23 protein-coding genes are annotated in these 20,792 nt (G+C 68.8%); 6 read left to right on the top strand and 17 right to left on the bottom strand.

Annotated elements, in window-relative coordinates; genetic code table 11:
* Positions 1 to 24: 24 nt before the first annotated feature.
* The 10 genes from ACWPQI_RS22485 to ACWPQI_RS22440 form a co-directional block, all read right to left on the bottom strand.
* On the bottom strand, positions 25 to 393 hold the full coding sequence (locus tag ACWPQI_RS22485; protein ID WP_010595717.1) for a hypothetical protein: 369 nt from the start codon (positions 391 to 393) through the stop codon (positions 25 to 27).
* The gene (locus tag ACWPQI_RS22480) at positions 390 to 1,610 is read right to left on the bottom strand and encodes a hypothetical protein (protein ID WP_010595716.1); all 1,221 of its coding nucleotides are present in this window, start codon (positions 1,608 to 1,610) and stop codon (positions 390 to 392) included. The genes ACWPQI_RS22485 and ACWPQI_RS22480 overlap by 4 nt, the downstream gene beginning before the upstream one ends.
* Positions 1,610 to 2,446: a DUF8017 domain-containing protein gene (locus ACWPQI_RS22475; protein ID WP_225222978.1), complete on the bottom strand. Its 837-nt coding sequence runs from the start codon at positions 2,444 to 2,446 to the stop codon at positions 1,610 to 1,612. Before ACWPQI_RS22475 ends, ACWPQI_RS22480 begins: the two co-directional genes overlap by 1 nt.
* A gap of 108 nt (positions 2,447 to 2,554) precedes the next feature.
* Positions 2,555 to 3,175: an LON peptidase substrate-binding domain-containing protein gene (locus tag ACWPQI_RS22470; protein WP_010595714.1), complete on the bottom strand. Its 621-nt coding sequence runs from the start codon at positions 3,173 to 3,175 to the stop codon at positions 2,555 to 2,557.
* Entirely contained in the window at positions 3,175 to 3,648 is a 474-nt protein-coding gene (locus ACWPQI_RS22465) for a DUF309 domain-containing protein (RefSeq protein ID WP_124259077.1), read from the bottom strand. The genes ACWPQI_RS22470 and ACWPQI_RS22465 overlap by 1 nt, the downstream gene beginning before the upstream one ends.
* Positions 3,641 to 4,399: an ESX secretion-associated protein EspG gene (locus ACWPQI_RS22460; RefSeq protein WP_010595712.1), complete on the bottom strand. Its 759-nt coding sequence runs from the start codon at positions 4,397 to 4,399 to the stop codon at positions 3,641 to 3,643. Before ACWPQI_RS22460 ends, ACWPQI_RS22465 begins: the two co-directional genes overlap by 8 nt.
* Entirely contained in the window at positions 4,396 to 5,691 is a 1,296-nt protein-coding gene (locus ACWPQI_RS22455; RefSeq protein WP_237211308.1) for a WXG100 family type VII secretion target, read from the bottom strand. Before ACWPQI_RS22455 ends, ACWPQI_RS22460 begins: the two co-directional genes overlap by 4 nt.
* 283 nt (positions 5,692 to 5,974) lie before the next feature.
* Entirely contained in the window at positions 5,975 to 6,301 is a 327-nt protein-coding gene (locus ACWPQI_RS22450) for a hypothetical protein (RefSeq protein ID WP_119700119.1), read from the bottom strand.
* 14 nt (positions 6,302 to 6,315) lie between these two features.
* Positions 6,316 to 6,888: a DUF3558 domain-containing protein gene (locus ACWPQI_RS22445; protein WP_029540143.1), complete on the bottom strand. Its 573-nt coding sequence runs from the start codon at positions 6,886 to 6,888 to the stop codon at positions 6,316 to 6,318.
* Between the two features lie 169 nt (positions 6,889 to 7,057).
* The gene (locus ACWPQI_RS22440; protein ID WP_010595708.1) at positions 7,058 to 7,660 is read right to left on the bottom strand and encodes a TetR/AcrR family transcriptional regulator; all 603 of its coding nucleotides are present in this window, start codon (positions 7,658 to 7,660) and stop codon (positions 7,058 to 7,060) included.
* A 109-nt stretch (positions 7,661 to 7,769) separates the two neighbouring features.
* Between ACWPQI_RS22440 and ACWPQI_RS22435 the strand changes: the two genes are divergently transcribed.
* The 4 genes from ACWPQI_RS22435 to fabG all read left to right on the top strand — a co-directional run bounded on the left by ACWPQI_RS22435 (position 7,770) and on the right by fabG (position 11,868).
* Entirely contained in the window at positions 7,770 to 8,915 is a 1,146-nt protein-coding gene (locus ACWPQI_RS22435; protein WP_003934461.1) for an acyl-CoA dehydrogenase family protein, read from the top strand.
* A 36-nt stretch (positions 8,916 to 8,951) separates the two neighbouring features.
* Complete coding sequence (locus ACWPQI_RS22430) at positions 8,952 to 10,169, top strand: acetyl-CoA C-acetyltransferase (RefSeq protein WP_026137538.1); 1,218 nt, start codon at positions 8,952 to 8,954, stop codon at positions 10,167 to 10,169.
* 148 nt (positions 10,170 to 10,317) lie between these two features.
* Positions 10,318 to 11,079, top strand: a complete 762-nt coding sequence (locus ACWPQI_RS22425) for an SDR family NAD(P)-dependent oxidoreductase (protein ID WP_017679736.1) — start codon at positions 10,318 to 10,320, stop codon at positions 11,077 to 11,079.
* Positions 11,080 to 11,106: 27 nt separating this feature from the next.
* On the top strand, positions 11,107 to 11,868 hold the full coding sequence (fabG, locus tag ACWPQI_RS22420; RefSeq protein WP_017679735.1) for a 3-oxoacyl-ACP reductase FabG: 762 nt from the start codon (positions 11,107 to 11,109) through the stop codon (positions 11,866 to 11,868).
* An 81-nt stretch (positions 11,869 to 11,949) separates the two neighbouring features.
* Here the strand turns inward: fabG and ACWPQI_RS22415 are convergent, their stop codons facing one another.
* The 3 genes from ACWPQI_RS22415 to ACWPQI_RS22405 all read right to left on the bottom strand — a co-directional run bounded on the left by ACWPQI_RS22415 (position 11,950) and on the right by ACWPQI_RS22405 (position 15,336).
* Complete coding sequence (locus tag ACWPQI_RS22415) at positions 11,950 to 13,359, bottom strand: amino acid permease (protein ID WP_010595704.1); 1,410 nt, start codon at positions 13,357 to 13,359, stop codon at positions 11,950 to 11,952.
* Complete coding sequence (locus ACWPQI_RS22410) at positions 13,352 to 14,617, bottom strand: Glu/Leu/Phe/Val dehydrogenase dimerization domain-containing protein (protein ID WP_191902675.1); 1,266 nt, start codon at positions 14,615 to 14,617, stop codon at positions 13,352 to 13,354. Before ACWPQI_RS22410 ends, ACWPQI_RS22415 begins: the two co-directional genes overlap by 8 nt.
* A 209-nt stretch (positions 14,618 to 14,826) precedes the next feature.
* Entirely contained in the window at positions 14,827 to 15,336 is a 510-nt protein-coding gene (locus ACWPQI_RS22405) for an Lrp/AsnC family transcriptional regulator (RefSeq protein ID WP_017679733.1), read from the bottom strand.
* A gap of 184 nt (positions 15,337 to 15,520) precedes the next feature.
* Here ACWPQI_RS22405 and hppD point away from each other — a divergent pair, with 184 nt between their 5' ends.
* Positions 15,521 to 16,726 carry a 4-hydroxyphenylpyruvate dioxygenase gene (hppD, locus tag ACWPQI_RS22400; protein ID WP_010595701.1) on the top strand — a complete coding sequence of 402 codons (1,206 nt, stop codon included), beginning with the start codon at positions 15,521 to 15,523 and terminating at the stop codon, positions 16,724 to 16,726.
* A 33-nt stretch (positions 16,727 to 16,759) separates the two neighbouring features.
* On the opposite strand, the gene ACWPQI_RS22395 is transcribed toward hppD, so the two are convergent.
* Together ACWPQI_RS22395 and ACWPQI_RS22390 are read right to left on the bottom strand one after the other, a co-directional pair.
* Positions 16,760 to 17,203, bottom strand: a complete 444-nt coding sequence (locus tag ACWPQI_RS22395; protein WP_017679732.1) for an SRPBCC family protein — start codon at positions 17,201 to 17,203, stop codon at positions 16,760 to 16,762.
* A 139-nt stretch (positions 17,204 to 17,342) separates the two neighbouring features.
* Positions 17,343 to 17,786: an SRPBCC family protein gene (locus tag ACWPQI_RS22390; RefSeq protein WP_102031690.1), complete on the bottom strand. Its 444-nt coding sequence runs from the start codon at positions 17,784 to 17,786 to the stop codon at positions 17,343 to 17,345.
* A 142-nt stretch (positions 17,787 to 17,928) separates the two neighbouring features.
* On the opposite strand from ACWPQI_RS22390, the gene ACWPQI_RS22385 reads away from it, so the two are divergent.
* Positions 17,929 to 19,056: an NDMA-dependent alcohol dehydrogenase gene (locus ACWPQI_RS22385; protein WP_026137536.1), complete on the top strand. Its 1,128-nt coding sequence runs from the start codon at positions 17,929 to 17,931 to the stop codon at positions 19,054 to 19,056.
* Positions 19,057 to 19,306: 250 nt separating this feature from the next.
* Here ACWPQI_RS22385 and ACWPQI_RS22380 read toward each other — a convergent pair whose 3' ends face one another.
* Positions 19,307 to 20,371 carry a cation diffusion facilitator family transporter gene (locus tag ACWPQI_RS22380; protein WP_010595697.1) on the bottom strand — a complete coding sequence of 355 codons (1,065 nt, stop codon included), beginning with the start codon at positions 20,369 to 20,371 and terminating at the stop codon, positions 19,307 to 19,309.
* Complete coding sequence (locus ACWPQI_RS22375; protein ID WP_051009397.1) at positions 20,368 to 20,778, bottom strand: ArsR/SmtB family transcription factor; 411 nt, start codon at positions 20,776 to 20,778, stop codon at positions 20,368 to 20,370. The genes ACWPQI_RS22380 and ACWPQI_RS22375 overlap by 4 nt, the downstream gene beginning before the upstream one ends.
* Positions 20,779 to 20,792: the final 14 nt, after the last annotated feature.

The following is a 20,792-nucleotide window of genomic DNA, read 5'->3' as shown; positions in this document are numbered from 1 at the left end:
CCAAAGGGCACACCGCTGGGGGCGTTACGACTGCCAGGGGATCCGGTACGGCTCCTGGTCCTGCCCGGCCGCAGGCGTGGTACGCGGCGAGGCCGGGAACCACCGGAACCGCGGATTCGCCTTCAGTTCGGCGACCTCCGGTGGAACCGGATGTGCCACCGCCTCGATCTCGGACCAGCGGCACTGTCCGGCAGCAACTCTCGACGCGTACTGCCGCAGTGCGGGAGAGGCGTCGCTGCTCGCCGCGAGTTGTTCCATCACCGCATCGTCGACCTGAATGCACCGGTTCGCGCCGGCGAACCGCTGTGCGCGGATCACGGCGGTGTCGAGGTCGGTCACGGCTCGGTGGATGCGGTCCAGTGGACCGTCGAGGTGCGAGGGCACGTCCCTCACGGCGCGTCCGCCCAGGGGTTCTCGCCGACCGAGTACGGTTCGGAGGGCTTGTTCACGGGGCCGCGGACGTCTGCGACGCCGGCGAGATCGACGGCCACCGCCGCCCGGTGCTCGGTGCGCTCGTACGCCTCGGTCAACGGCGCCAGCGTGTGATCGACCTGCTCCTGCAGGGCGTTCGCCGGCGACGCCAGAGCATCGAGGAACGCCCTCAGTGCGTCCGTGAGCGCGCGGATCCGCGTCACGACGTCGTCGACGAATGCGATCGTGTCCCGAACGATCCTGGCGAGGGTGAGGATCTGTACGGCCGTGCCGGCGAACGGGACCTTCTTCAGCGCGAACTTCAGCGTCTGCATCCCGTCGTCGAACGCCACCTCTTCCTCGAGCATCTCCTTCAGCGACCGAACCGCGGTGACGATCGCTTCCCGGATCTTCTCCGCAACCAGGTTGCACGTCTCCTCGACCACGCGTCCGACCGGTCCCTCCCACCGGAGCGCGTCGACGATCCGGCCGGCGTAGTCCGTGAACGCCCGGGCAGCCTGCCCGTTCCAGTGGGGATCCAGAGCTCGCACCACGGCGTCGAGATTCTCCCCGCCGGCCTCCACCGCCTCCCCGGCGATGCGGTACGCGTTGCCGAGTCGCCGCAGTTCGTTCCAGTTTCCGTCCAGCGGTTCGATCACCTGGGCGATCGGGCTCCACTCGGTCAGCATCTCGATTGTCTTGTCGACGTCGCCGAGCCAGCCGGCCGCCTCCGCGACGATCTCACGGACGTCCTCGTCGGGGGCTTCGGGGTGAGGGAGTTCGGTCCTGCCCGCAACCCCGGTCCGGACGGGATCGGGGTACGGTCGCGCCGGGCCGGCGGCCGGTGTCTCCGGATCGTATGCGTCGATCGACTCCGGAAAGAGGAGGTTGGCATTGAGCCGTTCGTAGTTGCGTTCCTCCGTGTCGTAGTAGATCCACGCGCAGCGGTTCAATTCGATGCCGGTCTTCAGGCAGAGATCGGCAAGGACGAAGTATCGAGACTGTGCCGACGGCAGAACTGCCCGGAACCCGTCCTGGATCGTCCGCAACAGTGCACCGTCCAGTGTGCCGGCCGGCTCACCGTGGACGGCGAGGTACCGGTTGGCCCACAACACATCGTTGCCGATCTCCTGCGCAGCGACGGCAGCGCCGGCGATCTGATTCGCGGTGGCGCTGAACCTCTCGTATGTCTCGGACATCACGACCTCCTCAGCGACTCGACGAGGCCGTCGATGGAATCGTCGTCGAGCTGGCCGGCCACACCGCGATCCGCCTGCACGACGAAGACCGCGACCTCCGCTGAGGCCAGGCCGGTGGTGGCCACGAAGTCCCACCGTGCTGCCGGCGGGGCACATTCGTGGATGTGCGGGATGTCGGCTACACGCGCCGTGATCCGGACCGCCGGATTTCCGTCGATGTCGAAATGGACCGGGGCCGAATACTCGACCGTCGGCGACTGTTCCCGGCCGGAGTACATCCACTCGACTGCTCGAACCTCGTGAGCAGCCACGGTCAGCAGGTCACCGGCGGGCCGCCCCGTGATACCCACGGACGCCAGCGTGGACGTGTCTTCCGCGGCGCAGTACCCATTCCCGAAGGAGGATGCCGAACCGATCACCATCATTTCACCGCCACGGCCGTTCCACCCCATAATGGACTCTCCCCCGAACCAGCCGGGTGGCGTGGTGTACGTGAGCCCGAACTTCGTCGGTACCGGTTGCGGTGCGCCCTCGGGAACGTCGGGCAGTTTCGGAGCCCGCTCCATCGTTGGGAATCCCGGTGGCAGTTCACGTCGTGGTGTTGTGGCAGTAGGTGACTCGGCACGTGACGTCGTGACCGGTGGGGCCCACTCCGGCGCCGCATCCGGAACATCCGGCGCCAGCAGGCTCCCTGCTGCCGATATCCCGCCGATGGCGAGCGCGCCCCCCACGCACCACAACACCACTTTGCCCAGCTCGAAGACGACGACGCCCCACTTCGACATTTCTCGACCCCCCTTGTCGACAGCGGAACCATACCAGTTGATCTGGTCCACAGGGTTTTCCGCGCCCCGAGGGTGTGGAGAACCGGGACCGCCGAACGAGCAACGGCCGCCGGGACGTGGGAGAACGGGGTTCTGCGCGGTCCGCGGGATCGGTCGATCTCACATGCTGTCGAGGCGCCACTGGGCGAGCTGGACTGCGTTCGAGACGCATTCGGTCACCACCGCCGATCGTTCGGCGGGTCCGGGCGCCGTGAGCACCTGCAATCGGTCCGCCTCGCCGATCGGAACGAACCGCGCCAGTGCGAACAGCCGCGCGCCCGGCTCGTCGGGCAGTTCGGTGATGCTCGGCGGTTCGATCCGACCGTTCGACAGCCGGTCGAGCAGACCGTAGAGCCGGCCGAGCCCCACGCTCAGTTCGGCGAAATCCACCGGGCCGGAAACCGTGTCCGGCCACGGCTCGACCTCCGCGCGTGGGTACGGGTCGTCCGGAAGCCAGTTCTTCACCCGGATCCGCTCTTCCCCGATGCACTCCAGGACGTATCGACCGTCGTCGAGTTCGGTGTCCATCACGATCCGCGCGATCGTGCCGACGTCGTGGCGGGTCTCCCCGCCCCCCACCTCGTGCCCTCGCTCGATGAGCACGACGCCGAACCGTGGCCCGTCCGGATCTGCGAGGCAGTCCCGGACCAGGCGGCGGTAGCGCGGCTCGAACACATGGAGCGGAAGCGCGTCGCCCGGCAGCAGCACGGTTCCCAGCGGGAACATCGGGAGCACGGGCATCAGGGCAGCCGCAGCCGGGGAATCGGCGGTTCCGGAATCGGCTCGCCGCGTTCGATCTCGGTCAGCAGGTGCTCGGCCCACGCCGCCAGACCGTCGATGTCCAGCCCGTGCGGCGGCTCGTCCTCGTAGTGCCGGATCCGCGCCTCCCCCTGCCGCAACAACGACGCCGCACCCGCCGGATTGCCCCGCAGCAGATGCGTCAGCCCCACGGCGAGCTGCGCCAGCCCCTGCCACAGGGGCCGCTCCTCGGCCGGCGCCGATTTCCACGTGCTCTCCAGCACCTCGTGCGCATGAAACGGATGGCCGTGGTCGAGCAGTCGCTGGGCCTCGGTGATCGCCTCGTCGGGCTCGAGGTCCAGGTCCTCCGGGACCCGTTCGACACCCTCCTCGCCGTAGGGGAGGGGACGCCCCAGCGCGTCGCGCGGACGGGCATTCTGCGGCCTACCGTCGACGGTTCGATCCCGTTCAACCATGAACCCAGCGTAAACCGGTATCGCCGACCCGACCGCGCTTCTCGCGAGCCCCGTCGACGGCGCGGGCCAGCTCGTCGCGCAGCAGCTCCGGCGACGCGGGACAGACGTGGGTGTGGCGGCCCGTCCGGAACAGGTACCGGCCGTCCCCGACGACGTCGAACCAACCGAGATCGGTGACCGGCGTGAAGGTCAGACCGTCCGGTGAGGACAGTACCCGCAGGTTGCCCGTCCCGGACCGGGGATCGGTCAGCAGCCGTCGCAATCGGACTGCGGGCGGCGCCTGCGCGGTCCGCAGTACCTGCGTCGGGGTCGAGAACTCCGCCACCTCCGCGGTGGGCGCGGACAGCGCCGGCGCCGTGCCTGCGGGTGCGTCGGGCAGACACTGCACGACGGCGTCCGCCAAGGTGTACGCCGACGTGGTCGTGACGACGAAGTCGCCGGCACGCCCCGGTTCCTGTCGCACCAGGACCGCGGAGTCGTGCCTGATGCAGCCCCGCAGCCGCAGCTCGGAGTCGGCCGAGGTCTGCCCGTACGCCTCGACGGTGACCTCCGCGTGCCGCATCGTCGCCATCGCCGCCGCGAGCTGCTCGTCGGGATTCATGCGCCGCCACCGGTGGGCCGCCTCCACGTTCGCGGCGTGTTCGTCCTCCCACAGCGCGGTCGAGCGGTAGCGCAGGGGAAACGGGACCTCGTCGAGTCCTGTCGCGGTCCACAGCGCGAGGAACCGGTCGGGTGTGAGCCGCCACGTCATGCCGGATCGACCCCCAGTACCGGCGGCGCGGTGAGCGGCATCGGACCGATCAGCTCGTTCCCGTTGTCGATGCCCACGAGGTAGCTGGGCACCGTGCGGGCGGCGTCGTCGTCCCGTGCCGGGCGTGCGGGGGCGCCCAGCATGCCCGGGTACATGCCGCCCGCGCGGCCGGAGCCGGCGCGCGCGCCGGGACCCGACGTCGCCGAACCGGTCGTTCCGTTCGCCATCGGCACGCCGCCGACGGGACCGGGTCCGCCGAGTCCCGGAGCGCCGGCGCCGGTCCCCGCGCCGGCGCCTCCCGCGCCACCGCCCCCCGACGTCGCTCCGCCGGTTCCGCCCGGGAATCCCCCAGGGGAGCGCTCCGGGGTCGTGGTCGCGCCGGCCGCCGTCGTCGCGGCCGGGACGGTCGTCGAGGGCTCGGCAGCACCCGTCGTCGGGTCGCCCGGTGCCGCGTGACGGTCTGGGGCAGGGGCGTCTGGGGCTGGGGCGTCGGGGGCTGGGGCGTCGGGGGACGCGGTGTCCGTGACCGGTCGGCCGTCGCTGCCGGCTCCCGCGGGCCCGGAACCGCCACCTCGGCCGTTCGCACTATCCGCGGGGCGCTCCGCTGGGCTCGGTCCGAGCGGTCCCGATCCTGCCGTCGCCTCGTGCGGGGACGGCAGGATCGGGACCGCCGTGCCGGATTCGCGGTAGTGCGGGACGTAGAGCGACTCCATGACGCGCACGGCCTCGGTGCGTGCAGCCTCCGCCGCCCGCGCGAACTCCGCCGTGTCCTGTGGCACCACCACACCCGACGGCATCGGGATCCGTATCGGCGGTGGTTGCACATTGGTTCGGACGGCGGTGGCGATCTCCGATGCCGCAGCCAGCTTCGTCGACACCGCCAGCAGGGCGGCGACCAGTTGTTCGGCCGACGTCGCGAAGGAGCGGGTCGCCGCCACGGCCTGCTGTGCCGCCTCGCCGTCCCATCCCTCGGCAATCTTGTTGCAGATCATCTGGGTTCCGAAGATGAAGCCGATGCTCATGTCGGTCGCGATCGCGCGCCAGCTCTCCGCCAGGCTCCTCATCGCACCCGGGTCCATTCTCTGGACGTCCCGGTAGATGGCGTCGTGCTCCATGCTGTGGAAGTTCTCGAACACGGTGGCATAGTCCGGATCGAAGCTGCCGTCGAGCCGTGCAACCAGGCTGGTGTGCCAGTTCGTCAGGGCGTCGACCCGCTCCGGCACCGCGGGATCGAGCAGCGGATCGAGCATCGACCGGATCGGATTCTCGTTGTACGACAATTTATTCGGCACTTCCGCTCACGACCGCGACGTGTCGCGCCGCGCGTCTTCCGGTGCCGTGTGAAGCCTCGACTGACATGCCCATGGAGTCCCCCCGATTCCGTGGTAGTGCGCAGGATCGTAGCGGACCGGACAGTCCTGTGGCGAGTCGTGCCGGGCCGTGCAGGTGGTGCCGCGATCGCCCTCGTCGCATCCGCGCGGTCCCCAGTCGTCCGCGCCCTCGATTGAGTTCGCGGATGACTGCCGCCCGCGCGGATATCGCGCGACTCGTCGACCGGCGCAAAAGTGCTGGCGTTCAGGCAGAGTCGGTCGTGCCGAGGTGCCGGGCCCAGTCGTACTCGGCGTCGAGGAATCCCTGCCCGCCCGCGGCGAAGGTCTCGCGCATGCGGGCGAGGACCTCGTGGAACTGGGTGAGCCGCTCGTAGGCGGACTCCGGGGTGCCCCTGGCCTTGATGAGGAAGCCTCGGCGAAGTTGTTCCGCGGACTCGAATCCGCCGAAGCTCACGGCTCGGGTCAGGTCCTCGGATCGGTCGATCGCGTGGGACAGTGTCGCGAGCATGGTGTCGCATAGTGCGACGATCTCGTCGATCGTGTGGGGGTCGAGTCGCAGCGGTCTGCTCACCTTGTTCCTTCCGATCAGTTGCCGATGAGTACGGAGATCCGCGCGGCGGTGTCCTCGAGTCCGGCGCACCATTCCCCTTGCGGGACGCCGTTGCCGTGGTCGGGGTGGTAGACGCGCGAGATGATGAGGACCCCGAACGACGTCTCCACGTTGACGGCACACGCGTGGCGCAGGCTCGGGTCGACCTCGAGGAGGGCGCGTCGGCCGTCGACTTCGATGGGGGTCGCGTACCCGCCGACCTTCTCCTGCACTTCGGCGAAGGTGATGTTGCCGGAATTGAGATTGAGTCCGTAACGGCGGAGAACTCCGGGGATGCGTAACGTGCCCTGATAGCTGCACCCGAGGAATGTGTAGTGCGTCGCGGCGAAGTCGCTGACCTCCTCCGACTTCGGGTCGTAGCCGGCGTCGCGGAGTACCTGGTCGGGGATGTCGAGGCAGGGGTCGAACGTGACCGGGGGCCGGTCGGATTCGTCGACGATGCGCGGCACACGGGTGGTCGACGTGGCCGGCGGCTCCGCGGGTGCTGTGGGTTCCGGGGGTGCGACGGAGGTGCACGCGCCGGCCGTCGCCGCCGCGACGGCGACGATCCACCCACGCGTGCGTACCCGTCGTCGTTCTCGGTAGGTCGCGGCGCGAGCGTGTGGCCGACGCGCTCTCCGGTCACCCGCGACATCCGTTGCGTGCGCAGTCGGCCGATCGCCGCGCGAAGACGTCCCCCCGATCATGGACCCCCCGATCCGTCGTGTGGGGCAGATCCTAACGGACGGCGCCGACGAGGCGCAGGGCCAGATCGGAGTAGAGGTTCGCGATGGCGTGGGGCTCGTTGTAGCGGCCGGAGGGGTACCAACGGCAGATGTCGACGCACAGCGACATCAGGGCCAGGGTGACGCCCTCGGTGTCGGGGACGGTGAACTCGCCGGAGGCGACCCCGGCGTCGACGATGGTGCGGACGACCTGGGTGGTGCGTCGGCGCAGGCCGGTGATGACGCGGTAGTGCTCCGGGGTGAGGGCGGTCAGTTCGTACTGGACGACGCGGGCGCGGCGATGGTGCTCGGCCTGCCACTCGGCGAACCGGGCGATGACGGTGGACAGACGCGTGGTGGCGTCCTCGTCGGGCAGGTCGGCGGTGCGCACCACCTCGAGGGCGAGATCGTGGCCCTCGTAGCTGATCGCGTAGAGCAGTTCTTCCTTGGACTTGTAGTGCGGGTACATCGCGGCCGGGCTCATGTCGAGGCGGGCGGCGATCTGGCGGGTGGTGGTGCCGCCGTAGCCGTTCTCGGCGAACACCTCGACGGCTGCCTCGCGTAGCCGGGCCGCGGCCTTCGATCCGCTGATCACCGCGTCCCTGGATGTGCTCACGTCGTGCTCCCGTTCCTGCTGCGGCCTGGTTGACAAGATAGCGGCCGCGGTTCACTATAAGCGCACGCTTAGAAAATAAGCAGATGCTTACAGATTTGAGGAGCGGTTGATGCGACGCACCCTGTACGGCCCCGATCACGAGGCGTTCCGCGAGTCGGCGCGCGAGTTCGTGAACCGGTTCGTCATGCCCCGTGCGGAGGAGCTCATCGAACGTCACGAGATCCCGCGTGACATCTGGATCGAGGCCGGTAAGGCCGGCTTCCTGGGGCTCGAGATCCCGGAGCGCTTCGGTGGCATGGAGGCGAACGACTACCGCTTCAACGCCATCCTCGGCGAGGAGTTCGCCCGGGCCAACATGGCGCTGTCCTCGTCGATGGGTATCCATTCGGACATCACCGTCCCCTACATCGTCCACCTGGGCAACGAGGAACAGCGCGAGCGCTGGCTGCCGCGCTGCGCCACCGGCGAGCTCATCTGCGCCATCGGCATGACCGAGCCGTCCGGCGGCTCCGACCTCGCCAACCTGAAGACCACCGCCGTGCGCGACGGTGACGACTGGATCCTCAACGGCGCCAAGACGTTCATCACCAACGGCTACAACTGCGACCTCGTCGTCGTCGCGGCCCGCACCGACCCGTCGAAGGGCGCGAAGGGCATCTCCCTGTTCGCCGTCGAGCGCGGGATGGAGGGCTTCGAGAACGGCCGCAAGCTGGACAAGGTCGGTCAGCCCGAGGCCGACACCGCAGAGCTGTTCTTCAAGGACGTTCGCGTCCCGCACGCCAACCTCATCGGCGAGGAGGGCATGGGCTTCATCTCGATGATGAAGATGCTGCCGCAGGAGCGACTCGGCTCCGCGGTCAACAATGTGCACCACGCCAAGCACATCCTGCTCGAGACCATCGAGTACGCGAAGGAGCGCAAGGCGTTCGGCCAGGCCATCGGCGCCATGCAGTACAACAAGTTCCTGCTGGCCGAGCTGGTCACCAAGATCGAGGTCGCCGAGGCGTACGTCGACCAGGCCGTCGAGGCGCATGCCGACGGCAAGCTCACCGCCGTGGACGCGGCCAAGGCGAAGTGGTGGAGCGCGCAGACGCAGTCCGAGGTCCTGGACGCGTGCGTGCAGATCCACGGTGGCTACGGGTTCATGAACGAGTACCGTGTGGCTCGTGCATGGAAGGACGCCCGCGTCACCAAGATCTGGGCCGGCACCAACGAGATCATGAAAGAACTCATCGGCCGCGATCTGGGCCTGTAGAGACTCGAAGCGTCAACACCGAACAAGGAGCGCGTGATGCCCGAAGCTGTGATTGTCTCCGCCGCCCGTTCTCCCATCGGGCGGGCAATGAAGGGGTCGCTCAAGACCGTGCGCCCGGACGATCTGGCCACCCAGATGGTCGCCGCCGCCCTGGCGAAGGTGCCGGAGCTGGACCCGACCCAGATCGACGACCTGTTGCTCGGCTGCGGCCAGCCCGCCGGCCAGTCCGGGTTCAACATCGCCCGCGTCGTCGCGGTGCAGTTGGGCTACGACTTCCTGCCCGGCGTGACCGTCAACCGCTACTGCTCGTCGTCGCTGCAGACCACCCGCATGGCACTGCACGCGATCAAGGCCGGTGAGGGCGACGTGTTCGTCTCCGCCGGTGTCGAGTCCGTCTCGAGCTTCGTCACCGGCAACGCCGACGGCCTGCCGAACACCAAGAACCCGCTCTTCGCCGACGCCGAGGCCCGCACCGCCACGCTCGCCGAGGGTGGCACGGCGTGGACCGATCCGCGCAGCGAGGGTCTGCTGCCTGACGTGTACATCGCGATGGGCCAGACCGCGGAGAACGTCGCGTCGATGACCGGCATCTCCCGCGAAGACCAGGACCGGTGGGGCGTGCGGTCGCAGAACCGGGCCGAGGAAGCCATCAAGTCCGGCTTCTTCGAGCGCGAGATCAGCCCCGTCACCCTGGCCGACGGCACCGTCGTGACCACCGACGACGGCCCCCGGCCCGGCACCACGTACGAGGCCGTGAGCCAGCTCAAGCCGGTGTTCCGCCCCGACGGCACCATCACCGCGGGCAACGCCTGCCCGCTCAACGACGGCGCCGCGGCCCTGGTGATCATGTCCGACACCAAGGCCGAGGAGCTGGGCCTGACCCCGCTGGCACGGATCGTCTCGACCGGCGTGTCCGGCCTGTCGCCGGAGATCATGGGCCTGGGCCCGATCGAGGCGGTCAAGAAGGCCCTCGCGAACGCCGGCAAGACCATCTCCGACATCGACCTGTTCGAGATCAACGAGGCGTTCGCCGTGCAGGTGCTCGGCTCCGCCCGTGAGCTCGGCATCGACGAGGACAAGCTGAACGTCTCCGGTGGTGCGATCGCCCTCGGCCACCCGTTCGGCATGACCGGGGCGCGGATCACCGCCACGCTGCTCAACAACCTGCAGACCCACGACAAGCAGTTCGGCGTGGAGACGATGTGCGTCGGCGGTGGTCAGGGCATGGCGATGGTGCTCGAGCGCCTGAGCTGACCCCTCTCGACCGGAACGCGAACGAGGCGCGGTCGCGGGCCCGAAAGGGCTTGTGACCGCGCCTTTTTCGAAAAAACAATCTTGAACTCGAGCGCGAATTCAACTATACAAGTCGCGTAGGTACCAATTTTCGGAGGAGACTACCCCCATGTCCGTACTCGACAAGTTCCGACTCGACGACCGCGTCGCGATCGTCACCGGCGCGTCCTCCGGCCTCGGCGTCGCCTTCGCTCAGGCCCTCGCCGAGGCCGGAGCCGACGTCGTGCTCGCGGCCCGTCGCGCGGACCGGCTCGAACAGACCGCCGAACTCGTCCGTGCGGCAGGTCGCCGCGCGCTGAGTGTCGAGACCGACATCGCCGAGCCCGAGCAGGCGCAGCGGATGGTCGACGCCGCGGTCGAGCACTTCGGCAAGGTCGACATCCTCGTCAACAACGCCGGTATCGGCACGGCCGTCCCGGCCACCAAGGAGACTCCGGAGCAGTTCCGGCGCGTCATCGACATCAACCTGAACGGTTCGTACTGGGCAGCGCAGGCCGCCGGGCGCGTCATGCAGCCGGGCAGCGCCATCGTCAACATCTCCTCCGTCCTGGGCCTCACCACCGCGGGACTGCCGCAAGCCGCCTACGCCGCGAGCAAGGCCGGCGTGATCGGTCTGACCCGCGACCTGGCCCAGCAGTGGGGGGCTCGCAAGGGCATCCGCGTCAATGCCATCGCGCCGGGATTCTTCGAGACGGAGATGACCGACGAATACCAGCCCGGCTATCTCGACAGCATGAAGCCGCGAATCGTCCTGGGCCGCACCGGTGATCCCGCCGAGATCGCCGCCACCGCCGTGTGGCTCACCTCGGCGGCCGCCGGTTACGTCACCGGACAGACGATCGCGGTCGACGGCGGCCTCACCATCAACTGAAGTTTCCAACCACACCGGAGGTAAGCAGTGAGCGAAGCAAGCACCCGTACCGCCATCGTCACCGGCGCCGCGCGCGGTATCGGCGCCGCAGTGGCCAAGCGTCTCGCCGAGGACGGATTCCAGGTCGCGGTTCTGGACCTCGACGAGTCCGCATGCGCCGACACCGTCTCGGCCATCGAGTCGGCCGGCGGCAAGGCCCTCGCCGTCGGTGCGAACGTCGCCGACGAGCAGTCCGTCGCCGCGGCCGTGGAGAAGGTCTCGAGCGAACTGGGCGATCCCACGGTGCTGATCAACAACGCCGGCATCACCCGCGACAACCTGCTGTTCAAGATGACCGTCGACGACTGGGACGCCGTGATGAACGTGCACCTGCGGGGCGCGTTCCTCATGTCCCGTGCGACGCAGAAGTACATGGTGGAGGCCAAGTTCGGTCGCATCGTCAACCTGTCGAGCACCTCCGCGCTGGGCAACCGCGGCCAGGTCAACTACTCCGCTGCCAAGGCCGGCATGCAGGGCTTCACCAAGACCCTCGCGATCGAGCTCGGCAAGTACGGCGTGACCGCCAACGCGATCGCCCCCGGTTTCATCGAGACCGAGATGACCGCGGCGACGGCCGAGCGGGTCGGGATGTCGTTCGAGGACTTCAAGGCCGCCGCGGCGTCGCAGATCCCCGTCGCCCGCACCGGAAAGCCCGAGGACATCGCGCACACCGCGTCGTTCCTCGCGAGCGAGGGCGCGGGCTTCGTCTCCGGCCAGGTCATCTACGTCGCCGGTGGTCCGAAGGACTGACGGCGGAGACCGAACCACGACGACGCCGTGCGTCCTTCCCCCCTGCGGGAGGACGCACGGCGTCGTCGTCTGTACGGTCGGTTACGGCTGCCGGACCGCCTGCCGGCGGTGCAGGAGCCAGCACGCGCCCGCGATCGTCGCGGTGAGGGCACCCGTCGCGACGAGCTGGGTGCGCGCGGCCGAGTCGAACAGTGCGAGCACGGCGATGCCGGCGAGCAGGCCGAGCGTCGCGTACGACAGGTACGGGAAGCCCCACATCTTCAGCGGCAGAGCGTCTTCGGTGCCTTCGCGGCGTGCCCGCTTACGCAGCACGAGGTGCGAGACCGCCACGAACGTCCACAGCACGAGGATGGTCGAGCCGACCGCGTTGAGAAGCAGCGGCAGGACCTTGTCGGGACGCACGTAGTTGAGTGCGACGGTGACGAATCCGAACGCCACCGAGGCCAGGACCGCGTTGCGGGGCACGCCGTTGGCGGCCACCCGGCCGAACACCGGGTACGCCGAACCGCGTTGCGAGAGCGAGTAGATCATCCGTGAGGCGCTGAAGAGCATCGCGTTGAGCGAGGACAGCAACGCCACCACGACGATCACGGTCATCACGGCGGCGGCCCCCGGCACCGAGCCGGCGTTCAGCACCGCGACGAACGGTCCCGTGACGAGATCCTCGGAGGTCCACGGCAGCACCGTCACCATGATCAGCACCGAGCCGATGTAGAAGACCAGGATGCGCCAGATCAGCGTGCGCACCGCGCGGCCGACGTTGCGGCGCGGATCCGAGGTCTCGGCGGCTGCGATCGCGATGATCTCGGTGCCGCCGAACGCGAACACCACGATGAGCAGTCCGGCGGCGATGCCGGCGATACCGGTGGGGGCGAAGCCTCCGTGTGCGGTCAGGTTCGCGAACCCGGTGCTGTCGAAGGCCGGCACCCAGCCGGCGATCATCGCGACGCCGATCGCGAGGAAGGCGACGATGGCGACGATCTTCAGTGCCGCGAACCAGAATTCGACCTCACCGAACCGGCGCACGCCGACGAGGTTCACGCCGGTGAGGACGACCATGAAGAACAGGGCCGCGGCCCACTGCGGGATCCCGGGGATCGAGGCGGCGGTGATGGCGGCGGCGCCGGTGGCCTCCGCCGCGATCACGATGACCACCTGGATCCAGTACAGCCAGCCGATGGTGCGACCGGCGACGGAACCGAGGGCGTTCTCCGCGTGCACCGAGAACGCACCGCTGGCGGGGTTCGCGGCCGCCATTTCGCCCATCATCCGCATGATGAGGACCACGAGGGCTGCAGCGGCGAGGAACGAGACGAGGATGGCCGGGCCGGCGACCGCGATGCCGGCGCCGGAGCCGACGAACAGGCCCGCGCCGATCGCGCCGCCGAGGCTCATCATCACCAGTTGCCGCGGTCGCATCGCCTGATGCAGCATCGCCCGTGGGGCGGGCGCGGCCGTGGTGGCCGGTGGGGTGGCCAAGGTGTCAGTCATCGATGCGCTCCCCCGCCGGCACCAGCTGGTCGAGGGCGATCTCGAACGCCGTGGCCGCGACGCCCGTATGGTCGGCGCTGCGCTCGTGGCAGCGCTGCAGCGCCCCGGCAACCGTGTCCGAGACGTCACCGAAGATCGCGGCGTCGGAGACCTCGACGTCGCCCTCCATGAGCTGCGCGAAGGCGCGGGCCATGCCGCTGTTGGCGATGAAGTCGGGGATCACCGAGACGGACTTGTCGGCGTGCTCGTAGGTGGGACCGTAGAAGATCTCGTCGTCGGCGAAGGGGACGTTCGCGCCGCTGGCGATCACCTCGAGGCCCGCCGCGACCATACGGTCGACCTGCTCGCGGGTGACCAGCCGGGACGCGGCGCACGGGAGGAAGACCTCGGCGCCGAGGTCCCAGATCGCGTCGTGCACCTCGGTGAAGGGACGCATCCGGTCGCTGCGGAGCGCGTTGCCGTTCTTGGTCAGCAGCAGGGTGCGCACCTCGTCGAAGTCGAGTCCGTCCGTGTCGAGGATGCCGCCGTCGCGGTCGATGATGCCGACGACGCGGGCGCCGGCCTGCGCCAGGTAGTAGGCCGCGGCCGCCCCGACGTTGCCCCAGCCCTGGACGAGCACGCGCTTGCCGGTGAGCTCGCGGTTGCCGGCCGCGTCCCCGTAGATGCGGTAGTGGTGCCGCACCGACTCGGCGACGCCCCAGCCGGTGATGAGATCGGCCACCGTGTACTTCGCGTCCGGGGCGGGGGTGAAGCGGGTGTCCTCGACGACCTTGGCCACACCGAGCCGCAGCTGCCCGACCCGCTGGATGCGCTCGCGCTCGTCCGCGGCGAAGTGCCCGTTGACGACGCCCTCCTGGGGATGCCACAGACCGTTGCTCTCGGTGAGCGGCACGACCTCGCTCATCTCGTCGACGTTGAGGTCGCCGCCGGTGCCGTAGTAGGCGCGCAGCAGCGGCGCGACGGCCGCGAACCAGCGGCGCAGCACCCCGTCCTTGCGCGGGTCGGACGGATCGAAGTCGATGCCGGACTTGGCGCCGCCGATGGCCGGACCGGAGACGGTGAACTTGACCTCCATGGTCTTGGCCAGGGACTCGACCTCGCGGCGGTCGAGGCCGCGGCGCATGCGGGTGCCGCCGCCGGCCGCTCCACCGCGCAGGGAGTTGATGACGACCCAGCCGCGGGCAGTGGTCTCGGTGTCGTGCCACTCGAAGACGATCTCGGGGGCCTTGTCCTCGAAACGGGTCAGCAGGTTCTTCATGTCTTCTCTCGGGAGTCGGGACGGTGCGGTGCCCGGGTGCGGGCGAATGAAGAAGACTGTGACCGTGGTTACAAACGTCGCGCAAGTGCGGCCTGCGCTACTGATCAGCCTGAAGAGCTGTAGCGCAGCGGGCTGCCGATTTTCTGTGCAGTGTGCAGAGCTGTGCCGCCGTTTTCTGCGGGGGAGGGCCGGTGGGCCGGTCGTCAGCTCTACCGGCGGTAGGCGGGCGCTTTGGCGGTTCTGCCCGGCTGGAGGGTGCGCAGCAGGGGCATGGCCCGGTAGCGGACCACCTCCGACAACACCATGACGCTGGTCGACCGGGCGACGATCGACGAGCGGTTCAGTTCGATCAGCGTCTGTTGCAGCCCGAGGTGGGAGTCCGCGGCGATCCGGCACAGGATGTCGCCGGCGCCGGTCGTCGCGAACGCCTCGAGCACCCCGGGAATCGCTTCGAGGACATCGGTGATGGCTTCGAGCGCACCCTGGACGATCTCCATCGTCACGAAGGCCTGGACCTCGAATCCGGCCGCCGCCAGGTTCAGGCGCGGTTCGTAGCCGGCGATGACGCCGGACTCCTCGAGCCGGCGCACCCGTGCCGAGACCGTCGCGCGCGCCACCCGCAACCGCCGGGACAACTCCAGCGCACCGATCTTCGGATCCGTGTGCAGCGTTTCCAGGAGCGCGAAATCCAACTCGTCCAGCTGCACGGCGTCACGCATGGCCGTTCCTTCCGAAGAGGCGGCGGAAACTGTACCGATTGTATAGCGGTGCGCCCGGCATCCCTCGTATTCCAGTCAGGTGGGCCAGCTGAAAAGGGGGAGATTGCGCCGTCCTTGCGACAGGTTTTTCCTGGTGACACACGACACACCGATGGCGCCGCGTCCGGCGGCAGGAGGAATCGCCATGACTCTCGAGTTCACCCTTACCGACAGCGAGAAGCTCGCCCAGCTGAACGCCGAGGAACTGCGGCAGCTCGTCGGCCTCGTCGAGTACGACGCCGATCGGGACCCGTTCCCCGTCAGCGGCTGGGACGCGGTGGTGTGGGTGGTGGGTAACGCCACGCAGGCCGCGCACTACTACCAGTCCGCGTTCGGAATGGAACTGATCGCCTACTCCGGTCCCACCACCGGCAACCGCGACCACCACGCCTACGTCCTGCGGAGCGGTGCGGTGCGGTTCGTCGTCAAGGGTGCGGTGGATCCGGACAGCCCGCTCGTCGACCACCACCGCCGGCACGGCGACGGCGTCGTCGACATCGCGCTGCAGGTGCCCGACGTCGACAAGTGCGTCGCGCACGCCCGGGCCCAGGGCGCGACGGTGCTCGAGGAGCCGTACGAGATCAGCGACGAGCACGGCACGGTGCGTCTCGCCGCGATCGCCACCTACGGCGAGACCCGGCACACCCTCGTCGACCGCTCGCGGTACTCCGGCACGTATCTGCCCGGCTACGTGGACAAGTCGTCGACCTACCGCAAGCGCGACGGCGCTCCCAAGCGGATCTTCCAGGCGCTCGACCACGTGGTCGGCAACGTCGAGCTCGGCCACATGGACGAGTGGGTCGACTTCTACAACCGCGTCATGGGATTCACCAACATGGCCGAGTTCATCGGCGACGACATCGCCACCGACTACTCGGCCCTGATGAGCAAGGTGGTCTGCAACGGCAACCACCGCGTCAAGTTCCCGCTCAACGAGCCGGCCGTGGCGAAGAAGCGCTCGCAGATCGACGAGTACCTCGACTTCTACCGCGGTCCCGGCGCACAGCACCTGGCGCTGGCCACCAACGACATCCTCACCGCCGTCGACCGGCTCCGTGAGGAGGGCGTGGAGTTCCTCGCCACCCCGGACGCCTACTACGAGGACCCCGAGCTGCGGGCCCGGATCGGCGAGGTGCGGGTGCCGATCGAGGAGCTGCAGAAGCGCGGCATCCTCGTCGACCGCGACGAGGACGGCTACCTGCTGCAGATCTTCACCAAGCCGATCACCGACCGGCCGACCGTCTTCTTCGAACTGATCGAACGGCACGGTTCGCTCGGCTTCGGCAAGGGCAACTTCAAGGCCCTGTTCGAGGCGATCGAGCGGGAGCAGGAAGCGCGCGGCAACTTCTGATCTCTTCCGCGCTGCGGGATCAGGGCTGCGGGATCAGGCGTTCCGGACGACCTGGTCCCGCAGCGCGTTCTCGGTCCGCCGCACGATCGTGCCCACCAGGGGCTCGATGAGCAGCCCGGCCGCACGCCCGGCCGGGCCGCCGGGCAGCTGGTAGCCGAAGTCGACGGCGAGCCGCATGTCGCCGTCGCCCAGGTCGTCGAACTGCCACGCCGAGCGGGTGCGGAAGCCGGAGATCGAGCTCAGCACGATCCGGTGGTTGTCCTCCCACTCGACGATCTCGAGCCGGGAGGTGAAGGCGGCCGGACCGATCCGCATGCACGCGTCGAACACCGCGCCCACGCCGCGGACCTGCTCGCCCACGGGCTCGAAGCGGGTCACGCCGTACATCCACTCCGGGACCGTGCGGTGGTCGGCGACGTATGCGAAGGCGGTGTCGAGTTCGACGTGGGCCACCCCGTCGTGGCGCACGTGGATCATGCGGCGATCGTCAGTCATACGGCGGAACCTCCGCCGGGAACCTAGCGGACTTGCTCGCACCTTCGGAATCCGCCCAGGCAGCAGTGCGGGCGGATTCCGGACGAGCGCGCGAATTGCCCCGCCCGGGGCCGGCGCGCGCTCAGGCGACGTGGCCGAGATTCGAGCGCAGCGCCTGTTCCGTCTGGCGGATCGCGGTACTCACCATCGGTTCGATGAGCTTGCCCAGTGCCCGCCCGGCCAGCCCGCCGGGGAGCTGGTAGGCGAAGTCGACGTCGAGACGGACCCGGCCGTCGCCGAGGTCGGCGAGTTCCCACCACGAGGAGGTGCGGAATCCGGCGATGGAGTCGAGGACGATCCTGCGGTCGAGTTCCCAGTCGACGATCGCCAGGCGCGAATCGAGGCCCTTCGGCCCGATCTGCATGGTGGCGTCGAAGATCGCGCCGATGCCGTTGACCTGTGACCCCACCGGTTCGAAGCGGTGGACGCCGTACATCCATTCGGGGACCGTGCGGTGGTCGTCGAGGTAGGCGAACGCCACGTCGAGGGGGACCTCCGCGACGGCGCTGTGGCGGATGTGGATCATCTGTACCTCCGTGGGGACATTTCTGTTACCCAAGGTATCAGGTAACTCGCGTCCTGGGGAGATCCTCAAAGTCGTCCGTTCGGACGCTCGTCCTGCTCTACTCATGGTGACACAGTTCACAGTGGATCCGGTGGGAGGGTTCGTGAAGACCAAGGCTGCGGTGATCAAAGGGCTCAATCAACCGTGGGAGATCGAGGAGATCGACCTGGGCGATCCGGTCGCCGGCGAAGTGCAGGTACGTCTGGCTGCGTCCGGGCTGTGCCATTCCGACGAACATCTGCGCACCGGCGCGACGCCGATGCCGTCCTTCCCCGTCCTCGGCGGGCACGAGGGCGCCGGCGTGGTCACCAAGGTCGGGCCCGGAGTCACCAACATCCGGGAGGGCGACCACGTGGTGCTCGCCTTCATCCCGGCCTGCGGGCGGTGCCGCGCGTGCGCGAAGGGCCTGCAGAACATCTGCGACGAGGGGGCGAACCTCCTCACCGGGCAGGCGATCGCCGACAAGACCCACCGGGTGACGCTCAACGGTGACCCGGTGATCCAGATGTGCCTGCTCGGCACGTTCGCGCCGTACGTCACCGTGCACGAAGCGTCGGTCATCAAGATCGAGGACGACATCCCGCTCGACAAGGCCGCCCTGCTCGGCTGCGGCGTCGCCACGGGCTGGGGCTCCGCGACGGCGATCGGCGGCACCAAGGTGGGTGACTCCGTCGTCGTGATCGGCATCGGCGGCGTGGGCATCAACGCGGTACAGGGTGCCGCACACGCGGGTGCCCGGCACGTCGTGGCCGTCGACCCGGTGGAGTTCAAGCGCGATCAGGCCAAGAAGTTCGGGGCGACCCATACCTTCGCCTCGATCGAGGAGGCGCTGCCGGTGATCGGCGAGATCACCTGGGGGGCGATGGCCGACGTCACGATCATCACCGTCGGCGAGATCCACGGCGACATCATCGCCCCGTCCATGGCGCTGACGGGCAAGGGCGGTCAGGTGGTCGTGGTGGGGATGGGCAGCGCCGCCGACACCCAGGTGACGCTGAGCCTGTTCGAGCTGACCCTGCTGCAGAAGCGGCTGCAGGGTGCGATCTTCGGTGGCGTCGGACCGCGCTCGCAGATCCCGAAGCTGCTCGACCTCTACCGCAGCGGGCAGCTCGAACTCGACAAGCTGGTCACCAAGACGTACCGGCTCGAGGACATCAACGACGGCTACGCCGACATGCACGAGGGCCGGAACCTGCGTGGCATGGTGCTCTACGGCGACGACGACTACTGAGTGAGCGGGCGAACGAGCGGCGGATCCCACGACGGATCCGCCGCTCGTTCGGTCTTCCGGCGTCGTCGCATGCCACCGGTCCGGACTGTCGAGCGGACGTCGCCGACGCGCGGCCGGAACGTCCCGGAGGGGCCGCACGCGAACCGCACCCTCGACCTGTGCGACCCCCTGCGTCCACGGGCAACCCGGAACCGGCGTGTCCTGACCGGGGTTCGGTCCGTACTGCACGACGCAGGTCGAGCAACGGGCCTCAGGTGGCGTGCAGTTCCGTTTCGTGAGGAGGATAGGCGTGCACCAGTGCCGTGGTGAGGTGCGGGACCGCGGAGATCAGTGCCTGCTCGGCTTCGTGAGCGACGGAGTGCGCAGCGCTCAGACTGAGCCCCGGATCGACGTCGAGCTCGACATCGGCGTGCAGACGGTGACCGATCCAGCGCATCTGGAGGCTGCGAACGCGGTCGACGCCGACCCGGCCCGACAGGACGCGTTCGGCTGTGGTGACGAGCTCCGGATCGACGCCGTCCATCAACCGGCGGAAGACGTCCCGGGCGGCGGTGCGCAGAACCAGCACGATGGCGACGGTGATGAGGATTCCGATCACGGGATCGGCGACAGGGTGACCCAGTGCGACCCCGCCGGCGCTGAAAAGAACTGCCAGAGAAGTGAATCCGTCCGTCCTGGCATGTAGGCCGTCCGCGACGAGGGCCGCCGAGCCGATGTGCCGGCCCACCCGGATCCGATAGACCGCGACGAGTTCGTTGCCGATGAACCCGACAAGCCCGGCCAGTGCGACCCAGCCGAGGTGTTCGATGGGGACGGGATCGATCAGGCGCCGAATCGATTCGGTGCCGGCGATCACCGCGGACAGGGCGATCATTGCCAGCACGAACAGCCCGGCGAGGTCTTCGGCCCGGCCGTACCCGTAGGTGAATCGCCTGGTGGCGGCCCGACGTCCGAGCACGAACGCGATCCACAGGGGCACGGCGGTCAGTGCGTCGGAGAAGTTGTGCACGGTGTCTGCGGCGAGCGCGACGGAACCGGACGCGGCGACGATGACGACCTGTAGTGCCGCCGTCACGGCCAGGGCGACCAGGCTGATCTTCACGGCACGGATGCCGATGTTGCTTGATTCCAGGGCGGAATCGACCCTGTCGGCCGAGTCGTGGCTGTGCGGCGCGAACACATCCCTCAGGGCGCCGACGAGCCCCGAACGCCTGTGGCTGCTGTGCTCGTGGCTGCTGTGCTCGTGGCTGCCGTGCCCGGGGTCGCCGTGGCCGTGCCCGTGGTCGCCGTGGCCGTGGCCGCGCCGGGAGGTCATGTGGCCTCCTGCTGCAGGCCGGCTCGACCGGAGCCTTCGTGCAGGGTGCGCAGTCCGGCGTCGGCGCGGTGGTGCCCCGGCACACCCGGGCCGGCGTGTTCCGCGTTGAACACGGCATCGGTCACCAACTGCTTGATGTGCTCGTTCTCGAGGCTGTAGTAGATGGTCGTGCCCTCGCGCCTGGTCCGCACCAGTCGCGCCATCCGCAGCTTGGCCAGATGCTGCGACACCGACGGGGCGGCCTTACCGACATGCTCGGCCAGTTCGGTCACCGACAACTCCCGGTCGACGAGGGCCCACAACAGTCGAACCCGGGTCCCGTCGGCAAGCATGCGGAACACCTCGACGACCAACCCGACCTGGTCGTCGTCGAGTCTCCGCCGACATGGTCCATTGTCTGCATGCATACGCAGATAATAGA

It is taken from the genome of Rhodococcus sp. LMD (assembly GCF_056108245.1).
This window is presented reverse-complemented; position numbering and strand designations above follow the sequence as displayed.